Source organism: Bacillus sp. EAC (genome assembly GCF_002156875.1).
Taxonomy (GTDB): domain Bacteria; phylum Bacillota; class Bacilli; order Bacillales; family Bacillaceae_G; genus Gottfriedia.
In genome coordinates this window covers 218,848-238,515 of record NZ_NCSY01000004.1, presented here as the reverse complement: position 1 = coordinate 238,515, position 19,668 = coordinate 218,848, and the positions used below count along the sequence as shown (strand labels likewise).

Annotated in this window: 22 protein-coding genes and 4 pseudogenes; 4 read left to right on the top strand and 22 right to left on the bottom strand. The window is 30.7% G+C overall.

Features of this window, described 5'->3' with window-relative positions:
- Positions 1 to 353: 353 nt before the first annotated feature.
- The 7 genes and pseudogenes from B7R65_RS22055 to B7R65_RS08610 all read right to left on the bottom strand — a co-directional run.
- Positions 354 to 470: pseudogene (locus B7R65_RS22055) on the bottom strand (excalibur calcium-binding domain-containing protein); the annotation flags it as partial.
- A 57-nt stretch (positions 471 to 527) separates the two neighbouring features.
- Positions 528 to 959, bottom strand: a pseudogene (locus B7R65_RS08635) (thermonuclease family protein); the annotation flags it as partial.
- A 175-nt stretch (positions 960 to 1,134) separates the two neighbouring features.
- Positions 1,135 to 2,100 carry a DNA-3-methyladenine glycosylase family protein gene (locus B7R65_RS08630; RefSeq protein ID WP_256941224.1) on the bottom strand — a complete coding sequence of 322 codons (966 nt, stop codon included), beginning with the start codon at positions 2,098 to 2,100 and terminating at the stop codon, positions 1,135 to 1,137.
- A 111-nt stretch (positions 2,101 to 2,211) separates the two neighbouring features.
- Positions 2,212 to 3,186 (bottom strand): DMT family transporter, encoded by a 975-nt coding sequence (locus tag B7R65_RS08625; RefSeq protein ID WP_088042359.1) that lies wholly within the window; start codon positions 3,184 to 3,186, stop codon positions 2,212 to 2,214.
- Positions 3,187 to 3,226: 40 nt separating this feature from the next.
- On the bottom strand, positions 3,227 to 3,685 hold the full coding sequence (locus tag B7R65_RS08620; protein WP_256941223.1) for an NUDIX hydrolase: 459 nt from the start codon (positions 3,683 to 3,685) through the stop codon (positions 3,227 to 3,229).
- Between the two features lie 104 nt (positions 3,686 to 3,789).
- Positions 3,790 to 4,719 carry a DUF1835 domain-containing protein gene (locus B7R65_RS08615; RefSeq protein ID WP_088042357.1) on the bottom strand — a complete coding sequence of 310 codons (930 nt, stop codon included), beginning with the start codon at positions 4,717 to 4,719 and terminating at the stop codon, positions 3,790 to 3,792.
- A 309-nt stretch (positions 4,720 to 5,028) separates the two neighbouring features.
- Entirely contained in the window at positions 5,029 to 5,157 is a 129-nt protein-coding gene (locus B7R65_RS08610; protein ID WP_088042356.1) for a YuzL family protein, read from the bottom strand.
- A 103-nt stretch (positions 5,158 to 5,260) separates the two neighbouring features.
- Between B7R65_RS08610 and B7R65_RS08605 the strand changes: the two genes are divergently transcribed.
- The 4 genes from B7R65_RS08605 to B7R65_RS08590 all read left to right on the top strand — a co-directional run bounded on the left by B7R65_RS08605 (position 5,261) and on the right by B7R65_RS08590 (position 9,013).
- A complete protein-coding gene (locus B7R65_RS08605; protein ID WP_088042355.1) occupies positions 5,261 to 5,503 on the top strand; it encodes a YkuS family protein in 243 nt (80 codons plus the stop codon).
- Between the two features lie 628 nt (positions 5,504 to 6,131).
- Complete coding sequence (locus tag B7R65_RS08600; RefSeq protein ID WP_088042354.1) at positions 6,132 to 6,335, top strand: hypothetical protein; 204 nt, start codon at positions 6,132 to 6,134, stop codon at positions 6,333 to 6,335.
- 357 nt (positions 6,336 to 6,692) lie between these two features.
- On the top strand, positions 6,693 to 8,657 hold the full coding sequence (locus B7R65_RS08595) for a methyl-accepting chemotaxis protein (RefSeq protein WP_218780411.1): 1,965 nt from the start codon (positions 6,693 to 6,695) through the stop codon (positions 8,655 to 8,657).
- Positions 8,658 to 8,857: 200 nt separating this feature from the next.
- Positions 8,858 to 9,013, top strand: coding sequence for a DUF1540 domain-containing protein (locus B7R65_RS08590; protein WP_088042352.1), 156 nt, complete (start codon positions 8,858 to 8,860; stop codon positions 9,011 to 9,013).
- A 361-nt stretch (positions 9,014 to 9,374) separates the two neighbouring features.
- Here the strand turns inward: B7R65_RS08590 and B7R65_RS08585 are convergent, their stop codons facing one another.
- From B7R65_RS08585 to B7R65_RS08525, 15 genes and pseudogenes are all read right to left on the bottom strand, one after another.
- Positions 9,375 to 9,740 carry a hypothetical protein gene (locus B7R65_RS08585; protein WP_088042351.1) on the bottom strand — a complete coding sequence of 122 codons (366 nt, stop codon included), beginning with the start codon at positions 9,738 to 9,740 and terminating at the stop codon, positions 9,375 to 9,377.
- Between the two features lie 192 nt (positions 9,741 to 9,932).
- A pseudogene (locus tag B7R65_RS08580) lies at positions 9,933 to 10,085 on the bottom strand (GNAT family N-acetyltransferase); the annotation flags it as partial.
- A gap of 35 nt (positions 10,086 to 10,120) precedes the next feature.
- Positions 10,121 to 10,447 carry an antibiotic biosynthesis monooxygenase family protein gene (locus B7R65_RS08575; RefSeq protein ID WP_088042350.1) on the bottom strand — a complete coding sequence of 109 codons (327 nt, stop codon included), beginning with the start codon at positions 10,445 to 10,447 and terminating at the stop codon, positions 10,121 to 10,123.
- 138 nt (positions 10,448 to 10,585) lie between these two features.
- Positions 10,586 to 10,723, bottom strand: coding sequence for a hypothetical protein (locus tag B7R65_RS21285; protein WP_179194816.1), 138 nt, complete (start codon positions 10,721 to 10,723; stop codon positions 10,586 to 10,588).
- A 154-nt stretch (positions 10,724 to 10,877) separates the two neighbouring features.
- The gene (locus B7R65_RS22050) at positions 10,878 to 11,825 is read right to left on the bottom strand and encodes a methyl-accepting chemotaxis protein (RefSeq protein ID WP_483861137.1); all 948 of its coding nucleotides are present in this window, start codon (positions 11,823 to 11,825) and stop codon (positions 10,878 to 10,880) included.
- A pseudogene (locus B7R65_RS22045) lies at positions 11,820 to 12,578 on the bottom strand (MCP four helix bundle domain-containing protein); the annotation flags it as partial. The gene B7R65_RS22050 and the pseudogene B7R65_RS22045, both read right to left, overlap by 6 nt.
- Before the next feature lie 155 nt (positions 12,579 to 12,733).
- Positions 12,734 to 13,894, bottom strand: a complete 1,161-nt coding sequence (locus B7R65_RS08565) for an MFS transporter (protein ID WP_088042348.1) — start codon at positions 13,892 to 13,894, stop codon at positions 12,734 to 12,736.
- A 428-nt stretch (positions 13,895 to 14,322) separates the two neighbouring features.
- Positions 14,323 to 14,694: an ArsR/SmtB family transcription factor gene (locus B7R65_RS08560; RefSeq protein WP_088042347.1), complete on the bottom strand. Its 372-nt coding sequence runs from the start codon at positions 14,692 to 14,694 to the stop codon at positions 14,323 to 14,325.
- Positions 14,694 to 15,119 (bottom strand): SRPBCC family protein, encoded by a 426-nt coding sequence (locus B7R65_RS08555; RefSeq protein WP_088042346.1) that lies wholly within the window; start codon positions 15,117 to 15,119, stop codon positions 14,694 to 14,696. The genes B7R65_RS08560 and B7R65_RS08555 overlap by 1 nt, the downstream gene beginning before the upstream one ends.
- Before the next feature lie 166 nt (positions 15,120 to 15,285).
- Positions 15,286 to 15,726: a VOC family protein gene (locus B7R65_RS08550; protein ID WP_256941220.1), complete on the bottom strand. Its 441-nt coding sequence runs from the start codon at positions 15,724 to 15,726 to the stop codon at positions 15,286 to 15,288.
- A 46-nt stretch (positions 15,727 to 15,772) separates the two neighbouring features.
- Entirely contained in the window at positions 15,773 to 16,321 is a 549-nt protein-coding gene (locus tag B7R65_RS08545) for a histidine phosphatase family protein (protein WP_088042345.1), read from the bottom strand.
- Positions 16,322 to 16,350: 29 nt separating this feature from the next.
- Positions 16,351 to 16,782, bottom strand: a complete 432-nt coding sequence (locus B7R65_RS08540) for an NUDIX hydrolase (protein WP_088042344.1) — start codon at positions 16,780 to 16,782, stop codon at positions 16,351 to 16,353.
- 307 nt (positions 16,783 to 17,089) lie between these two features.
- A complete protein-coding gene (locus B7R65_RS08535; protein WP_088042343.1) occupies positions 17,090 to 17,377 on the bottom strand; it encodes a hypothetical protein in 288 nt (95 codons plus the stop codon).
- A 135-nt stretch (positions 17,378 to 17,512) separates the two neighbouring features.
- Positions 17,513 to 18,295: an FkbM family methyltransferase gene (locus B7R65_RS08530; protein WP_088042342.1), complete on the bottom strand. Its 783-nt coding sequence runs from the start codon at positions 18,293 to 18,295 to the stop codon at positions 17,513 to 17,515.
- Between the two features lie 130 nt (positions 18,296 to 18,425).
- Positions 18,426 to 19,643 carry a CapA family protein gene (locus B7R65_RS08525; protein ID WP_256941219.1) on the bottom strand — a complete coding sequence of 406 codons (1,218 nt, stop codon included), beginning with the start codon at positions 19,641 to 19,643 and terminating at the stop codon, positions 18,426 to 18,428.
- Positions 19,644 to 19,668 lie beyond the last annotated feature (25 nt).

The following is a 19,668-nucleotide window of genomic DNA, read 5'->3' as shown; positions in this document are numbered from 1 at the left end:
TTTCAGGGATTCGAAGAGGAAATTAATTATTAAAAAAAGGTCTTTTCTAAAAGATTGTTGTTTTTAATAGGATTTTTTAAAAAAACTATAATTAAAGAAATGATTGGTACGGAAGGTGCGAGACTCCTGTGGGAGTAGCGGGACAGGTGATACCACACAAGGATTAAAAAGGTAGGCATGCAAATATCAAGACTTCCTGTCGTAACGCATGCATGACCCACATCGCGTTGGCCCAGTTGGCTATTGCACGCCGCACGGAAAGCGAGCATCCTGGAGTAGAAATCAAGAAAATGCTTTTTAATAGTAACAATGTTTACGAAAACAGCAAAAAAAAACACCTTCATTAGGTGTTTTTAACGTTCACATGCATAGTTGTCCTTATCACGATCCATTTTTGCTTGGTAAGCTTTATGACCTTTCGGAACTCCGTTAGGATAAACTTTTCTTAATTCCGTACAGTTTGCGAAATTCTGTGTTTTATTATTTGTATTAGGTTTAGTTGCCACTGGTTTACTCTTACTCCACAAACCTACCTTTTGTTTTTGAGCTGTTGCTTGTAGGTTTCTTAATTCTGTTTCATATGAATATGTGCCGTAATCATAAAATTTTTCAACATAACCTTTTTTTATAATATCTTTTTGAATTAATCTACCATCAATCCAAATCCATGCAAGAGTTCGATTATATTTGTCTTTCTTTGGACCATCGTATTGGAGTTGTATTGTCTTTGCTTTATTTAATAAGTTACATGTATAAGCAGAAGCTTCTTTACCATATGGTTCAACCGTAATCGTACTTTCAGGAGTATCAATATATAGAAATCTTGTTGTACCAACTTTCGTAAATTTTGCTGTGTCCCCATCAATACATTTTGCTAGTTTTACAGTAAATTTTGTGCCAGCTTTTGCTTGCACCGGTTTTGTGAATTGGAAATAACCAGTTATACCAATTAAAGCCATTAAAGTTACGAGAATTAACTTCTTCATGATGTTCCCCCATCTATACTTAATACATATATTTTAACAGCAAAACTCAATTATGTATTTAAATATGAGAAGAATTTACAATTTTAATGGCCATTTTTTCAATAATTAAAGATTACAAAAATAACTTTTAGAGAATTAATATTTTAATTTACATATAGAGTGATCTCCATAAATAGAACGTAACGTAACCTTCCCAACCTTTCCAGTTCTTCGCTAATTGTTTAATTTCATCAATCGAAGGTTTTTTCTCTAATTTGAGCTGAGTTTTTAATGCATTATGTAATCCAACATCTGCAATAGGAAAAGCTGATGGTTCCATTAAGCATTTCATCAAAGCATAGTCAGCTGTCCAATTACCTACACCACGAATATTAACTAAAGTTTTCAATTTCTCTTCATAGCTCGGAAGGTCTAAGAGTTGTTCTCTTGATAATATTCCATCTGACATTAATTTTGCGATTCCAATTACGTATTCAGCTTTCCTTTTTGTAAATTGAAGACTCATTAATTCAGAAACCTCTAGTTTCGCGATTACTTCAGGAACAGGAAATAACCAATATACTTCGTTATCCCAACTAAAACTTTCTCCATACTTTTCAACAAACTTTCTTTTTAATGTAAAGGCAAAAGTCAGGTTGATTTGCTGTCCCATAATTGCCCAGGATAATGCTTCAAACAAATCTGGAATACCAATGATTCGAAGACCAAAATGATTAGTGATTACTTGATTTAAAACTTTATCCTTTAATCCAATCTTATAAAAATCTTTCAAATCTCTTCCTAAATCAAATAAATCCCATACATAATACGAGGCTGCTAACTTTGTACTTCTATCAAGAGATTGATTTGAAAACTCAATAACAATCACTTCATTCTCCTGAAATACTTTTATTACAATTAACTTTTCATCTATTTTAATTAACTTATACAGTGAACCATCTCGAACTGTATGCAATATTTCATTAGGAGATCTCGCTAAAAATACTAAACACTCATTAAAACTAAAATCATCTGGTGGCATAATTGAAACTCTGTTTGCCACGTCGAGCATTATCACTTTGTTACTAATTTCTTCATATTTAAACTCCAATATTTCACCTTCAATCTGATTCATATAGTTTATAGATATCTCAGCAGTCTGAAAAATCATATTTTGGAGACTTGGTCAGAAGTATTATCCTTAATTTAATTTCTTAAGTTACTGTGTCAGCTAAGAAAACTAATTTCATAAACTTAAAGTCTTTTTATTTTGTTGTGACATTTTATCTCTTTGAGAAATAATGCTGTGTAATATCATTCCTAGCATTATTATGAACATGCCCATCCAAGAGATAAATGAAGGAATAGGTGAAGAAAGTAATACACATTCACCAGCTACTGTAAATAATACTTCCATCGATTGTGTCGCTTCAACCGCCCCAAGTTTTTGCATATCACCTCTAACTAGATCTGTTGCCTGGAAAAATAAAACGGTCGCAATTACACCAGATGAAATTGCTACAATTAACGATTGAAAAGTTTGCTCTTTACTAGGTAGTCCATCTGTAAAAACACCGTAAATTGCCAAAATAAGCCAAAATGGTAAACTTGCAATTGTCATTCCTAAAACTCGTTGATATACATCTAGTTTACCTGCACAAATTTCCATCATTTTACGATTTCCTAATGGATAGGCAAAAGAAGCAATGAATACTGGAATGATACCAAGTAAAACATTCGAAATTGATAATTTACTCGCTATTTCAATTTGCATTAATATGATTCCAACTAAAATGAATAAAGACATTTTCAAACCATTAAAAGGAATTTCCCCTCTTACCTTTTCAGGTCCTTTTGAACTTTCTCTGGTCACAAAAAATAACGGAGCTAGTAGTGAGCCTGAGATGATTGTTACTTGCCATGAACTAGCTATAAGCCAACCAGGAGAGTATGCTGCTGCAATACAAATTGGTGCATAAAAAAGACCAAACCCTATTGAGGACCATAGTAACCAACTACCTAATTGTTTTTTCATTATCTTAAATAAGTCGTCTAAGTTTTTTCGTAGCAATACAATAATAAATAAAAACGGTAACATAAAAAAATAACGTAATGAAGCACTCCAAATCCAACTACCACCGGATAACTCCATTGATCGGTTTAAAATAAACGTAATCGAAAAAAATAATGCTGCAAAAATCCCTAATAATATTGGACGCAAATATCCCACCTCATTCATAACGCAGGTCCAAAGGTCTTACTTATTGTTTCACAACTATATGTTCTATTTGATCTGAAATATCATTTATTTTTGCACGTAAAAATACAGGGTACAATTCTACCTCTTTCAAACTCTTAATTGGTACCCATTGATAAATCAACCTTTCTCCTTCTAGTCCATGAAATGGTTTATTCATACTTACTGATGGCCTTTTATTCGAAGTTACGAGATAATAAAAGCCAACTTCATGTATAAAAGAGTCATTAAATTCAAAGAAATTTTCGACAGACCATAACATTCTATCAATCTTAATTTCAATTCCTAACTCTTCTATAAATTCTCTTTTTAAGCTCTCATGAGATTCTTCTGTCAACTCAACTCTTCCACCAGGTAATGACCAAACTTTATCATTTATCGCTCGATGGATTAGTACATAGCCGTCTTCAATCCAAATTCCTGCAACTCTTAAATTAAATATTGCTTCTTCAGTTTTAAACATTACATCCATTTTTTCACGTTCCTTTTCTTTATGTAAACAAAAATAGTACCATCTGAATTCAGATGGTTTATTTTTTCATTTTGTATGTAATTGTATTTTGACTATTAATTAATAACTTCTTTTTTTAGATGAATCCCACCAAGCCACCAATCAATTCCAAGTAAGTCTATTCGATTCAATCTACCTTTTAACACTTCTTTGCCACTTTTCGTTAATTCTAATTTTGCTTTTGGCATAGGATTAAGATAATTTGGTAATGGACTATCAACTTTCAATAACGGGTTTGTTCCCACAGTTAATTCACTCAAAATTGCTGAAAAATATAAATCACTTAATCCATCATTTACTCTAAGTTTAGTGACTTTATTAAAAAGCTCTGCAAACGAATTTATCCCCTCATCAACAAATGTTAATGATAACTTTTCTACTTCATTTAATCCATTTTCTATTGTAGGTATGTATTGCTTGTGCGTAATAAATGACTGTCTTAAAAAGGGTAAATATTGTTTTGTATTTACTATAAAATGATTAATTTCATCTAGTTCATTTGATTGATAAGCTTTCCAGGCCGATTTAGCTTCTTGAATCTGTTCATTTGTAATTTCTTTCTTATACTTTAGAAGCTCAATCAATTGATCAGAAGACAGTTGCCCTAATCCATGAAACGGTTCAATTCCTGGATACTTATTTATCGATACCATCGAGATTTTTTTGAATCCTAAAGTAGATAGTTCAGTTAATAAATAAATTAACATCATTTGATCATAACGATCATGTTCAAACCACAATACAATTTCTTCTAATCTAGATAACTCATTTAATAAATTATACTGATCATGGCAATTTTTTATAAAAAATTCAGATGGTATTTCTAACTTTTCTTCAAAAAATATGGCTCTATTTTTGTAGGTCTCTTCCAATGACCAAACTAGATTAAACGGTCCAAAATCATACATTTCTCTCCAAACAATAATATCGCCATCTAAATCTTTAATTTTTTGACCAACCACATCACCATTAACTATATGATTCATTTTTCTCAACTACTTTCTATTATGGTTTAGATAGATTTTTATGTTGTACTTTCAAAACAGTCATTATCATATTGAATTCTAAATGACTTTATTCTATATATGTGGTTACGAATCCTTTACATGTCTTCATAAAATTATTAAACCACCTATTTCTAGGTGGTCAATTTCTTTACTACTTGGCTCTTCTAAAATGATTGTTGTTGATTTTTTTTACGTCAAACTGACTATAAAAACATTAGGATGCTTTATTTAAATATCAACAATAATCTACATTAATAGAGTCTACTATTTAAAACTTAAAAATTTTTGCTAATCTCTTTTTTGTTTTTTTCTAGAAGATGGCATTTCAATACCTGATTCGTTAGTAGTCGTGCCTTGCCCTTGAACATGTGAAGATCCCAAACCAACTCTAGATGGATCTTTTTTTGTTTTTCCCATTTCAAACACCTCCAATATTAATTTTTCAGATCTTAATCTTCTTTATACAAAGAATATTTTTCCTTAAAATAGCAAATCTTATATTTCTGAGGAGGTGTTATTTATGGCGAAAATTGGAGTAGAACAATCATTAACAAATGTTCAACAAGTTTTACGTGAAAAAGGGCATGATGTGATTGAATTAAAGCAGGAATCTGATGCAAATGGCTGTGATTGCTGCGTTGTGACAGGACTTGATTCAGACGTAATGGGAATACAAAATGTAGCAACACAAGGATCTGTAATTGAAGCGAGTGGATTATCTGCTGAAGAAGTATGTCAACAAGTTGAAAGTAGATTTCAATAATATGATTGTACTTACCAGCCAATATTATTATTCATAATTTTTATCATTCCAATAAAAGGGTAAGCAAACTTTCAAGAAAATTTGCTTACCCTTTTTTCGACTTACTAATTGAAAAGTCATTAAATGATTGATTAGAACCCCATTACGAAGGGGTCTATATATTAAAAATAAAAAAATCCCACTATTTCTTTGACTTATTTTTTTCACAAAAAAGATATTTTACAATTATTATTTATCCACTAACCTTTTTAAATAGTAACTAACTCCGAATAAACATAATATTATATTAACAATATGATTATTTCTGCATTGTAATTTTTTCAATAAATTAAGGATATTAAATGAAAACGCAAACAATCTTACCAATACACGTTTCCCACTTTTCTAAAATGAATAATTACACACTAGTCCAAAACTGTAATGTACTATATTGAAGATAATATTTTCAAATTTTGCAGTATTGCACTTAAAATTCCAGTGAGTAATAGATATTATTCGTATATTTTTCTCTAGAATTCACAGAAAAATTTTAATTATAGAACTTTTATTTTTTTAAAGATTTTTTCCAATTTAGTGTGTATTATATGAAATTGTGTTATTAAATAGCGATGGAGGAACGGAAAAAAATATGACGGTAAATAAAAATTATGTAAATTTACTTCACAGTATGAATTATTCTTCTCTAGAAAAAGAAAAAGAAAGCATTATTAAAATACTTTCAAACTTAGACACTTTAGATACTGATTTCTACAGTTTAATAAAAAAATTAGAGCTAATTTATCAAATTACATTAACGAAATTTGAAAATAGTGTTCAAAAGAAATACTCCTAATAAGACATCATACATCCAAAAGAACAATATCTTGTACAGTTCTTCTCCTTCAATTACACCTGAAAACATACTTATCCCTGATATACTTTAAATTTACATATTATAGAGAATTGTACCTTGAAATAAAATGTCTAGACATCTATATAAAAAGAAATTGTTCTTTTAAATAAATCAATTTCAGAATAAATAAGTTTATCTTAACCAATAGAAATAACAAAATTACATACTAAAGATGCTGACTTCCTTTGATTGTTATTTTTAGGAAATAACTGTAAGTCTATATAAAATATAACAATTAATCCGAAATAAATTACACAGCAATATATTTTACTTCGGAGAAAAGGAACGAAAATTATGATGAATATCAAGATCCGTACAAAGTTATTAGTATTTTTAGCTGTTCTAATTGTATTACCTAGCTCAGTAATCGGCATTTCTTCTTTTATTAGTGCTAAAAACAAAGTTAAACAGAATATTGTTAGCAGTGCAACAGAAAATGTTTCATTAATAAACGACAATATTAATAGCACAATTTCAAGTCAATACAAACTAATAGAACTTTTATCTAAGTCCATTAACAAAACTAGTTATGAGGAAAAGAATCTTCCAACTTTATTAAATCAATTTCAAAACGTCGTTGAAACTCATAATGAAGTAGGTACTTCCTATGTTGGAACTGAGGACGGAAAGATCTATATTTATCCAAAGGTTGAACTACCAGCAGGATATGATCCACGAACAAGAGATTGGTACAAAGAGGCTAAAGAAAGTAATGGGAACATAATCATTACTAGTCCCTATGTAGATGCGGCGTCTAATTCATTAATTGTAAGTATTGCAAAGTCATTACCAGATGGTAGTGGAGTCGTTGCTTTTGATATAACTTTAGACGAATTAAAAAAATTAGTGCTTAATGTAAAAATAGGCAAAACTGGATACCCTGCTATGCTTGATACTAATAACAAAGCAGTTATTCACCCAACTATTAAACCAGGTGATTCTTTACCTAAGGATATCACTGCTAAAATTGCAAAAAATCCTAAAGGTGAGTTTAGCTATACATATAAAGGCGACTCTAAACAAATGGTATACCTTACAAACAATCTAACTGGTTGGAAAATATTAGGTACGATTGATCAAAAAGAATTTATGGATGAGGCAATGCCAATACTGATTACGACAGGAATTATAGTTCTTGTTTTCTTATTAATTGGAGCAATCATTTCATTCTATATTATTCGTATGATTATGAAACCAATTAATGAATTAATTAATGTTACAGAGAAAGTAAGTAACGGGGATTTAACAGTAAAAGTTCCAGTAAGATCAAACGATGAATTTGGCATATTAGGTAAAGCATTTAATCTAATGATTGATTCGTTAATTCAATTAATTTCTAAATTAAATCTTACATCAAATAAACTTGCAGATGCTTCAGAAAAATTAGCAATAACAATTACTCAAGTAAGTGATATAACATCAAATGTGAATCAATCAATGGAAGAAATGGCAGCTGGTGCTGAAATTCAAATGACAAGTACAAATGAATCTTCAATCGCTACTGAGGAAATTGCTTCTGGTGTTCAATATGTTGCTGAAAAGCTTTCAGAAGCTAGTGAGTCATCATTAGTGGCAACTACGAATGTAGATGAAGGGAACATATATATTCAGCAAGGTATTAGTGAGATGAAAAATATTCACGATACTGTTAAAAATAATTCGATATTAGTGCATCAACTTGGAAAAAAATCTTCTGAAATCAATGTTATTATTGAAGTAATTAAAGGCATTTCTGAACAGACCAACTTATTAGCTTTAAATGCATCAATCGAAGCTGCAAGAGCTGGAGAATATGGTAAAGGCTTCTCAGTCGTGGCACAAGAAATAAGAAAATTAGCTGAAGCTTCTAAAAAATCAACAAGCGAAATTTCTGAAATCTTATCTACTATCCAAGGTGAGACTTCCACTCTAATTCAAGCGATGGATTTAGAAGAGAAACAAACTGTAAAAGGACTTGAAGCAATTACTCAAACTGGTGAGAGCTTTACGAAAATTTTAGATTCTATTACTGAAGTAAATAAACAAATTCAGGAAGTATCAGCAACTTCAGAGGAAATCTCTGCTTCAACTGAAGAAATTTCTGCTTCATTCAATGAAATCTCAAATATTGCAACTAGCTCATACAATTCAACAAAGTCAACAGTAACTGATACAAAAGAGCAACTATTAATGACCGAACAAACGAGTATTGCTGTATGTGAACTAGCACAATTAGCAATGGAACTTAAAGAAGAAATCGAAGCATTTAAAACTGAAGAATAATTCTAAAAACCATATCGAATCATTTTTCGATATGGTTTTTATTTTCTTATTAATTAAATAAAATTTCCAAACTTAATCAAAATACTCTACTTGCATCTATTACTTCTTAAGGTTAAAAAATATACTCAAACAACTCAAAAAATAATAAGTATCAATCCTTTATTTAATGTTAATGATAACAATAAAGGAGGTGTCTTATTATGGCAAAAGATGTACTTTGTGAAGTAAATAATTGTAAATTTTGGGCTTCTGGAAACAAATGCAGTGCAGATTCTATTTATGTTGTGAGTCATAAAGGGAAACAAGCATCGCAAACTGAGGAAACAGATTGTAAAACATTTGATCCAGGAATGTAATTTTAATTTAATTTAATTTCGTAAAGGGGTAACCGGGCCGATGGTTACCCTTTCCTATTTATAGTATTGATAATAACTATCATTTTCATTCAAATTTATTCCATTAATTTTAATTTTTCACATTAACTATTGATCAAAAAATGGCTGATTTATATGAATTTGTTGTTTTTGGGTTTTTATAGAAGGGAATGTACGAGCTAACTGTTGGTTTAGAGGTTGATTGGAGTAGAAGGCCGCGACTCCTTATAAGCTATAGTAGAAATCATTTTAGCGTGGAAATCTACAAATGAATCCCCAAATAAAATTTACAAAAACAGAAAAAAAAGACCAACATTTAGTTGGTATTTTACTTTGATTACTATTATTGATTAATGGCTTTCATACCTTCTAAAATTACTTTAGCATCTGAGTTTAAAAAATCTAATACATCTTTTCTTACTAATAACATAGAGTTATCTTTAATCAGTTTTTTTATTTCCCTTAAATCAAATTGAGTAGCATTTGTATTGATTGCTTGAATGATAATCATTTCTCTTCTCGTTAACTTTTCAATTCCTTCCTTATTTCGATCGGAAATAAAAGTTAATAATTCTCTTGCATTACTGTTAAGTAGAGTTTTGTTTTCCTTTAAAATTTCCATGTTCTCTTCGATATATTTTCTTGCGACAGAAAACTCTAAACTATCTACACTTTTATTAATATTGGTAATTAATTCTTGTAGGATCAAAATTCTTTCTCTCCTTTAAGTTAAACTTACCTAATATATCGGTTTAAGAAATTACATTATTTAATTTACCTAACAATAATCCTACTTTCATTATAAAAAATATATTAGAAATTTAATTTTCTAAAACTATTTACACTCTTTTACACGTGCACATTATTTTTTCATAATTCTAATGGATTAGTTTATATATTTTTCTCCATTAGCTTCTGCTATAAAACTTGTATTTTTAAAGTGATCAAAAAATAACTTAGGCAACATATCAATCATTTGCCTACCACCCCACCATTCATTGATTAAAGGTGAGATGTTGTAAAAATCTGCCCCATTTATTAATCGTATCTTCATATGAGCCCCCAAACTATGTAAAAATTTAAGCAATACTACATTTCAAAAAATGAATCTCTTTCGACTTTGCAAACCCTTAAAGCAAAGGACTCATACCATTCACTCTTTCCACGTTCTTGTGCAATTTTATGGGTTGCATGTTCTTTCCAAGTTTTTATCGCCTCTAGAGAATCCCAATAGGAAACAGTGATTCCTATTCCAGTATCTCTGGCACTTTCCACACCTAAAAATCCTTTTTGATTCGATGCTAATTCAACCATTTTTTCAGACATTTTACTGTATCCGTTATCTCCATTCGTTCTTTTCGAAACGAAGATTACAGCATAATATGGTGGCTTTGGTGTAATTGCAATTTCACTCATTTTATCTCCCCCTCTTTTAATACTAATCATATTTCAAAATGTGAATTTTAACATTAATTATTTTATAACTCAAAATTGATTCACTATGAATAAAAAAAACGATTCTCAAATTGAGAACCGCTAACACTCCATGCATCTTTAATCAAAAATATAAGGATTACCACTAATATTTTTTCTCGCTTCATCTGAAATCTCAAAACTGTCTGCAACAACAAGATCTTTGTTATTCTCATCGTTAACGAAACTACCATCAAAATGAATAGGTTTGTTTTCCATGACACACACCCCCTATGTCGTTAGTTAGAAAGTATTGCATAAATCATCCTTTTTAGAATGTCCAATATTATACAAATAATCTATTTTTTTTCGTTTGCAAAATAAAAAAGGATTCTCAAGAACCTGATTAGGCTTTGAGAAGTCCCTTTAGTGTTTAGATTTTAAATCCTTTTATTGAATCTTGTAATTCTTCGGCCATTTTACTTAGAATGTCTGCCGAAGCAGCCATCTCTTCCATTGAAGAACTTTGTTGCTCTGCAGCAACTGCAACACTTTGAGATTGTCCTGATGCTTCTGCTGAAATAGTTGATGTCATTTCCACAATTTCAATTATGCTATGTGAGCTCGCGTTTATTTCTTCAAAAATAGCTGAAACTTCTTGTGTCTGAGATGATACTTCCTCAATCATTTTAACTATTTCTTTAAAATTATCACCTGATTTAGATACTAACTTTATGCCATCTTTAATTTCAGTTGAACCTTCTTCCATCGATAGAATGACATTTTTCACTTCACCTTGAATAAAATCGACTAATTGAGCAATTTGTTGTGCTGCTCTTCTAGATTGCGCTGCCAGTTTTTTTACTTCATCAGCTACTACCGCAAATCCCTTACCTTGTTCTCCTGCTCTAGCTGCCTCAATTGCTGCATTTAAAGCTAGTAAATTTGTTTGCTCCGAGATCTCAGTAATAATTGAAACGATTTTTCCAATTTCATCTGATTTCTCACCAAGTGAATTGACAATTTCAGATGTCTGATGGACAGTATGATGAATTAAATTCATTTGATCAACTGTTTGATCTAAAACTTTATTACCTAAGATAGCTTTTTCAGTAGTTGATAACGAATTTTCTGCTACTGTTTGGATTGAAGAAGCAGCTTGTTCCATTCCAGTTGAAATTTCTTTTATAACTGCATATGCTTCTTGACTATTTTTCTCTTGCTTCTCTGCACCTTCAGCAATGTTAACAATCGAACTAGTAATTTGTTCAGAAGCACGACTAGTTTCCTCAGCACTAGCAGATAACTCTTCAGAAGTTGCTGCCACTAATTGTGAATTATATATAACGTTTTCAATTAAGTTTTTTAAATTAGTAGTCATCAAATTAATGTTATCTGCTAACTCACCAATCTCGTCTTTGTTTTTGATTTTTATTTCTTCCACAGCAAGATTACCCGCTGCTACTTCTTTAACTTGGTGATTTAGTAAAGTTAATGGTTTTTTGATGCCCCGAATTAATAAACTTACAATCACTAACGTTAAAATCGTAGAAACAATCACTATGATTAGTGTAATATTTTGGACTGCTTTTGAGTCTGTATCATTTTTATTTGTAATTGCTTTTGATTCGTTGTTATTTATTTTAGTTAATGTATCTAGATCACTTTGCATTTTATCAAAGAGAATAATTCCATCATAAAAAGTTTGAGTCGCTGACTCTATATTATTACTATTACTTTCACTTAGAATTGTATCCTTTTTATGAAGAAAAATGGTCCATCGGTCTTTTAACTCGTTAAAGTATTTTTTTTCATCTTCATTTTTTATTAATTGACCATACTGTTTAAAAGTATTGTCTAATTGTCCCGTTGTATCATTTAATTTTTTTTCATACTCAGCTTTATATAACTTGTCTGTTGAGAGTAAATGATTTTGTGTCAATGTCATAACATGCTCAGTTAAATAATTAATATCACCGATAAGTGATGCCTTTGGTAGCACATTCTCACTTAATTTTTTAGTATTACTATTTAATGTATTGGTATTTTTGATTGAAAAAGCACTCAATGTTAAAATGATTAACATGATTAATGCAGATGTACTAATTAATTTCTTACCAATTGTCCATTTCATTGAATAATTCCCCTCTTTAACGCAAGTTATTTTATAGTTTCATATCGGCATTTTCCACTAAATAATTTAGTTAATTTTTACTACTTAAATTATATATTTACATAAAAAAAAGGCGATGCAATATTGCACCGCTTTATACGCTGGTATATCATTTATTAATTTGTTTTTACTGAAACTTTGTTATTTAAAACAAATGAATACATTGCAGAAAATAGTGCAAGTATTACGATAATCGCACCAACTAATGCATTCATACTTACCGAATATTGACTGATTAAAATTCCACCTAGACTTGAACCTAATGCGATTCCAGTATGGGAGAACGAGTTGTTTAATCCTACTTGAATATCTGCGGACTCTTTTGAAACTTTAGCAAGACTGTCTTGTACAGCCGGACTAATCGACCATGAAAGTCCACCCCAAAGAATAACAATAATAAATAAACTAATCATTGATTTTGGAGCAAATGTTAACAATAAAATCGAAAATGCTAGTAATCCCAAGTTGAAAACGATCGTCTTATTTCCGCCGAATTTATCTGTAGACCACCCACCAAACCATCCACCAAAAATCCCAGCCACACCAAAGACTAATAGAACAATACTAATCATTTTAGTAGATAATCCCATAGTGCTATGAAGATATGGAGTGAAATAAGTGTAGATTGTAAAATGTCCAGTTAACTGTAAAAATGAAATCAGTTGGATTGATAAAATATTCTTATTTTTTAAAGTAGCTATTTGCTTAATTAAAGGTATTGTAGGTTGTGGCATAACTTTTGGTAGAAATTTATAAATTCCTATCATTGAAATTAAGCTTAGTAAACCTACTAATGCAAATGTCATTCTCCATCCGAACTTTTCACCTACAATTGTTCCAAGTGGAACACCAAAAACAAGTGAAGAACTAATCCCCATAAAGATGACGCCAATTGCTCTACCTCTTATTTCACTTGAAACAATATTAGCAGCAGTAGTAATTGAAACCACTATGACAATTGAACAACTTGCTGCTAGAATGATTCTAGCTATTAATAATACAATGAAGTTTGGACTGATTATAGAAAGTAAATTTCCGAAAAAGAATATTGTCAAGGCTACTAACAATAATTTCTTGCGTTCCATTTTTGAAGTAATTGCAATAAAAACTGGTGCCCCAAAAGCAAATACGACAGAAAAAATGGATACTAGTTGACCAACCGCACCAACAGAAACATGTAAATCTCCTGCAATCATTGAAAGTAATCCCGTAATAATAAATTCAACTGTACCTGCAACAAAAGTTGCAATTGCTAAAATATAAATTCCTTTATGCATTTCTAAACCCCTCTAAGATGAAACATCTATTTATCATTAAAAGATAGTATTTTCCACATTAGTTTATTATATAGATATAATTCGAATTGTCTATTAGAAATGAAAAAAGATGGCTTCATTCGTAAAATTTGTTGCTATTAAACATGCAGAATTGTATATTTCCACTTCAAGATGCTCGCGTGTGATGAGCCTCCTTGGCCCACACGATGTGGATCTTGCATGCGTTACGACAGGACGTCGTGGTATTAGCATGCCTACACCTTTTTCACCACTGCTAAGGTCTCAACTGTCTGGCTACTCCCACAAGAGTCTCTCATATCCGCGCCAATCATCCACTTTATTTTCAGTTTGCTTTAAAAACAGCAATCTTTTAGAAAAAACAAAAAAATAAACGAACCTAATACTCGGTTCGTTTGGTGATGATACAATTAGTTTTCTTCTTTATCTTCTTTTAGATTTACAATCGCAATACCATTATCCTCATTATTTTCAACAAGATGTTGAAGTATCGATAATTTATTTGTCCAAAATTGTTCATAATATGCTAACCAATGTTTAAATTCTAAAAAAGCTTCAGGTTTAAGCCTGTATCGTTTCTCTCTTCCTACTTTCCTTCCACTTACTAGTTCAGCTTCTGAAAGAATATGGAGATGCTTTGCAATTGCAGTACGACTCATTGGAAAATTACTTGTTATTTCTGAAATTGGCAATTCCTTCTCGGCAAGTAGCTTAAGCACTTCCCTCCGTGTGGGATCTGCTATAGCTTGGAAAACATCATATTTTTGGGCAACACTAGACACTAGTTTTCAACAACCTGTTTAAGTTTTCCGACAATACCAACCCAGCCTCCGTTCATTTTCTCACGGACAACACCACTTGGTTGGTGTGCTTTCGGAAGAATTTCTTCAGCTGATTTCCACCCGCCATGAATTAACGTAAATTCAGTTTTATCACCTAACTCTTTTAAATTAAAAGATACAACCCATCCATCAAGGTCCCAAGTGAAAGAAATACGATTCGGTTCATCAACTTCTAATACTTTACATGGAGATGGTCCAAATGGTGTTTGCAAATGAAATTCATGACCAACTACTGGCTGAAAATCATTTGGCATGAACCATGAACCTATTCCTTCAGATGTTGATACTACTTCCCATACTTTTTTGATTGGTGCATTGTAAACAACAGTTTGTTTAATATCTTCAACTTGATTTTGAACTCCCATTATTAAATCCTACTTTCATTTAAAATATAAAACCTTTTGGTTATATATAAAAGTATATAAAACCTTTTGGTTTCATGTCAACGGATATTTCCCTCTCCTATTTTTACCAATTTATTAAAATATATAAAAAAACGATACGCCAGGTCCGTATCGTCATTTGTATTTTTTAATATTGAGTAAAATTACTAATTTCTTTAGTCTCTTTTTCTTCATGACCGATTTTAAATAAATGTCCATTTTGATCACTAAATGTAAATTCGCGCATACCCCATGGTTTGGACTCAATTTCCGAAATGATTTTCACGTCTTGATTTAAATAAAAATTATAAACTTCATCTGCATTTTTCACATAAAAATAAATCAATTGAGGCGTAATTGTTTCTGACTTTTCAAAATGTAATTCGATATCAGCATTATAAACTGAAGCGTAGCTATCTTCCCATGACCATGCAATAACAAACCCAAGCTTTTCTTTAAAAAAATCCAGCGTTTCTATTACATCCTTAACTGGTAAAATCGGTACTTGATGTTGAATATAACCTTTCATATTTTCACCTTCCTTTATTGAGTCATCAATCTTATTATCAATATTTCTATTTTCAGGCATTTTCTCCTGCATATAGATTAGTTAGTAATATGATAAATTGCATTATTCAAGATGTTTTCCAAATACGTTCTACTGACGTTTGAGGTCCTTTCATCCTAATCAGATAAACATCAGGGTTACTAAGATTTTTCCAATTTTTGAAACCGAATTGATGATCAAAGTGCTTTAACAGTAATGACATTAGGTTCCCATGAGTTACAATAATTGTATTTAGATACTCACTACTTACTACCTCTTCAATAAGTTGAACAATTCGGTTCATAGCTTCAATACTTGACTCTCCGCCTTCATATTTCACATCTAAGTCGTCAAAGGTTTTTTCAAGTTTTTCAAGCCAATCTGGATAATCCTGCATACTTAAAATTCTTTCAGATAATCGATTATCGATTTCTATGCTTAAATTTTTTCTTTGGCTGATTGGTTCAATTGTCTTAATCGCCCTTAAAAAAGGACTAGAGATAATACGATTAATCGATTTATCATCAAAAAACTCACTAAGTTTTATAGATTGCTTTATTCCTAAACTAGTAAGTCTAGCTTCAGATGGTTGTCCTTCTGCTGCACAATGACGTACTATATATATTTTCTTTTCCATTTACTCACCTTTTCCTAAGAGATACTACATTACTTGTACTTCTTTAATGTAATTTCCGCTCTACGAATGCTCTCCTTTAAATAAATTGGCGATTTTAAATGACTCATAATCTCATTTGAATTCATCCAGTAAACATTTTCAACTTCGTCTGGACTTTTGGTATATGCCTCTCCTGAATCGTATTCACAAAGAAAAACAATATCTACCACATGCTCATTTAGGTCAGTAACAAAGGTAGTACTATGTATGTATTCTAGCTTGTCTTTTATGTTTATTCCAACTTCTTCATAAATCTCTCGTTTTACTGTCCGCTCTAATATATCTGCTGAATTACCTTCTATTTCGACTTTTCCTCCAACTAAGGAAAGCAGTCCGCCTGCATGCTCCTCTTTTATACTTCTTTCAATAATTAACCATCTATCTTCTTTAAAAATTGCTGCCTCCACATTTACAATAAACATATAACTTCCCCCATTTATAGAGCTTTCTTTTCTTAAATTGTTTTAGTAAAATTTATTGATATTTAACGAATATCTTTGTTGATTTCCACTCCATGATTTAGCTTTTTCGTTTAGCAAAAATAAAAGGCATTACTCCTTGAAACTGGAGTAATGCTTTTTATTTCAATAGAAGTACAACTCCACCTAATAGTATACAACTGAACTTACTAGAATCCGATAATTCATTTATGGAACAATTTAATTAATTTAACATGCTATTTTTTTTCGCTTAATGACCTGTTTATAAATCTAATGAAACGCAGCTTATTTAAGCTGTTCGATACCTTAACACTAGCATAACTAAAATATTAACTAAAAAAATACAACAGAAAGCTACTATTAAAAAATGAACACCAGAAAATAAACTAAAACCATCACCCGCATAAAATAGCCACCATACGCTTGCACTTCCCAAGACTAGAAGATTGATATTAAATGCGATTGACATCGTTGCCAAAATATTTTTCGTATTTTTTTGCATTTTAATTTCTAACCAAACTGATAAAATCAACGATACGAAAATAAAACTAAGGAAAGCAATAAATTTCAAGTCCATTCTTATTCCTCCTATATTTTATTTGGTCATTATCTTACTTTATGGTTATTCCAATAATTCTCTAATAAAGAGGAAATTCCTTCCTAAAATAAAAGCATTACTTCAAATGAGAAGTAATACCTATTTTAAAATTTATTACCAAGTTTCATTTGTAAATACAAACTCTCCAGTATTATTTATTTGAAATACATCCTCTTTCTTAACTTGATTACCATGAATATCGTATATATTTTTATAAATACTTAAATGATTAAGCATATTTTCTGTTTGATTTTTTAATTTTTCGGCAACTTCATTTTCAGTTAACGTTAGACTGTAATGTTGACTTAAAAATCCTGGGTGAATAGACAAGTATAATGTAGGATGATTTTCTTCTAAATAAGACTGTATAAAGGGGATTAAGGAGTATTCTCCACCTTCAATATCCATTTTTATAAAATTGATATCCTCAATATTATGCTGTTTTATTAAGTCATTAATCGTTACCGCTCTAATCTTACAATAATTCTCTGAGGAGATTGTTGGAATCATACTAGAGGTTGAATCTCCGAAATGGTGACGCATATATAATTTTTTATCCTCAGTTTTTTCCGCTACAGCTGCATTAATACAAATAACCTTTGAAGCAATTTCTGGATTCATGATCACATTTGTTAGTAGCTCATGATATGCAATTGGGTCAGGTTCAACCCCATAAACTCGCTTTGCTCGATTCGCACCATATAAAACAGTTGGTCCAATCCAAGCACCTATATCAAAATATGATTTTTCTGGTTTTAAAAATCGATCAAATATTTTAAAGGTTTGTTCTTCCCATCTATTTTGAAGGATTTCATTCCAGATCCATTGTGTACTCGGATTTGAGATGACATCAAATTTCGTGTCATTTTTAGTCACTTTTATTTTATTAATTGACATTCATACATCCCCTTAAACCAAATATAAAAAGACCTATATAAGTATTTTCCCTTTTCAATATATTCGATTAGTGGACAGATGGTGTACAAACAAAAAAGAACTCCTTCAAAAAAGAGTTCTTCTATGTTTATTATTTTTCGTATTTAGTCCAATTAGAGCCGGTGATTTTATTTGATACCTCAACAACTTTTTTCTTTACTCTAATAGCTTCAGAACCTTTTAGGAATAAAGGCTGATAGTTATTACGATATGAAACGGAAGAAATTGAAAATGGTACTACTTTGATGTCTTTTTGATTTGTTAGTATTCCATTTTTCAGATGAAATGTTTGTTGAAAAACAAATGTATCCTTATCACTCGGATTTTTATTTCCACCAAACATAAAATTACCTAAGCTATATACAATAAATTTCCCTTTATATTCTTCAATACCTTGTACTACATGTGGATGATGACCAATAATTAAATCCGCGCCATGATCAATTGAATAGTGGGCCAAATTTTTCTGCGTAGAATTAGGTACATAATCCCGCTCGATTCCCCAATGAAAATTAATCATGATAATTTTGACACCAGCTTTTCTTAGTTGTTGAATATCACTATTAATTTTTAATCTAAGCTCTGGAGAATCATTCCACCCTTCATAACCTAGAGCACCTATTTTAATCCCTTTTACAGTTGTAATATATTTATCGTTATACCCAAAATGTCCTATTTTTTGTTTATTCAACGAATTAATCGTATCATTAAAGCCTTTTTGATAATAATCATGACTATGGTTGTTCGCAAGGTTAACAGCTTCTATCCCACCATACGTTAAGATTTTGGCATAGGAAGGATCACCTTTAAAACGAAATTTTTTCAAAGCTTTTTTCGTTGCGTTAGTTAATGTCGTTTCTAAGTTTACTGTCGATAAATCATCTTTCTTAAAAATATTATTTAAGCCCTTCACGAAATATCCTAGTCCATTTTTATCAGCTGCCTCTGTAAATGATCCCTTGTAATAAAAGCTTTCATCACTGCCTAGTGTGAAATCCCCAGCAGCGCTAATTTTAATCGTCTTAAGTAACTCTTGTTTTACTGGTGGTTTAATACCATTTGGATTTTTAATAGGAGGTTTTTGAATTGGCTTTTCAACCGGATTTTTTTCTGGTTTTCCGATTGGTTTTTGCACAATTTGATTTTTATTTTGTTCTTTGTTTTTTGTAAAATGTCCTTCTTGATTGATTGTTGAATAAACAAAATAACTAACCATCGATATACAACCGAAAAGTGCAATTATTAGCACTCCAATCAGGAACTTTTTATATCTATTAATTTTCCGATAATTATTTTCTCGACTCTTCATGAGTAGTTTCTCCTTATAATCTAAA